This window comes from Microcystis sp. M53602_WE12 (assembly GCF_030065455.1).
Classification (GTDB): Bacteria; Cyanobacteriota; Cyanobacteriia; order Cyanobacteriales; family Microcystaceae; genus Microcystis; species Microcystis aeruginosa.
The window spans coordinates 1-1,167 of sequence record NZ_JASJFB010000817.1 but is presented as its reverse complement, the minus strand read 5'-3'; the positions used below and the strand labels follow the sequence as shown (position 1 = coordinate 1,167).

At 40.6% G+C, this 1,167-nt stretch carries 2 protein-coding genes; both read right to left on the bottom strand.

Annotated features, from left to right (window positions below; genetic code table 11):
• Positions 1–305 precede the first annotated feature (305 nt).
• Positions 306–506: a hypothetical protein gene (locus PX482_RS25160; protein ID WP_223213113.1), complete on the bottom strand. Its 201-nt coding sequence runs from the start codon at positions 504–506 to the stop codon at positions 306–308.
• Complete coding sequence (locus PX482_RS25155) at positions 409–924, bottom strand: GIY-YIG nuclease family protein (protein ID WP_223213112.1); 516 nt, start codon at positions 922–924, stop codon at positions 409–411. The genes PX482_RS25160 and PX482_RS25155 overlap by 98 nt, the downstream gene beginning before the upstream one ends.
• Between the last annotated feature and the right edge of the window lie 243 nt (positions 925–1,167).

Below are 1,167 nucleotides of genomic sequence, written 5' to 3'. Positions count from 1 at the left end.
TCAATCCTTATCTGGCAAGAGATTTAATTGATTAGTTCGCTCCAGATCGCAAACAATTGACAAAAATTGCGGCAATGTCTGTCTCTATAAAGGTTTCATTCCTTATAACCCCGTCCATTGCATAAGACAAACCGAAGAACCAAAATTGCTCCTCCCAAAAACCATCGCCCCTCCCCATCATCAAAAAATGATCGCACTACAAGATCAGCTACAAGCTCTGCGATCGCATTAATAAAAATCCAAAAAATCAGATAATTACGGTGAATAACAATCAATTTAGTGCGTTACTACAAGAGCGATCGCACTTATTGACCTCGCCCTGGCTTACAGTCGGCAAAACTTAATGCCTCTGTGTCTAGAAAACTGGCGATCGCCATCTCAAGGATTGCTTCAACGGGATAATCAATTTCAGTAGCGCGAGCAATCAGGGCATCCTGAATCCAGTCTGGTAAGCACTTTAAAATATTTTCCGCATCCGCAGACGAGATTTGCTCCGAAAGTTTCACTTGCATGGGTTAGGACTCCAGTATGAATTTGAACATTATACGGTGGCTCAGTTGCCCTTAAAATGATCGCCTCTAGTTCTAATAGTAGCGCAGGGTTTTTTGAGTAAGGTATTGTCTGCACCGCAATTCGTACATCTTCACTTGTATATTGATCGAGCCAAGCCCACAAAAAAGCTTTGTGTCCACCTTTAAAACGACCTCGTAAGCTTTTGGTTTTACCAATGTAAAGCAATCCCTGATATCTATGTCTGACTGCGTAAATACCAGGAAGATCGGGAATTTCGCTAAAATCACGGCTCAAGGGTTGACATTGCTCAAAGGGAGTAAACGCAATTGCATCTAAGACGTTTCTTGCTTGGTTCTGTATTTCAGAGTTGTTCGTTGGCACGGAAGGCAGATTATCGATTATCGAACTCATCATGCCACAAAAAAAGGCACATTACACTTCGTTAATGCACCCCATAGAATCAGCGATCGCACTTTCAAAAGCAAAAATGAACATAGTTTTAAAGTGTAATCGACAAGATGACGGCGATCACAATAATTTTATTTTCTTAGCCAATTGATTAAAAGATTTTTAATGCGTATTAGTCTTTCTGGTGAGATAGTTCCTAAACGTGCATTGATTACAGATGATTCGACACTTGTTAATCGTCCTAGC

Coding starts and splice junctions, on each gene's coding strand:
- PX482_RS25155 (WP_223213112.1), bottom strand. CDS start 924: ATGAGTTCGATAATCGATAATCTGCCTTCCGTGCCAACGAACAACTCT.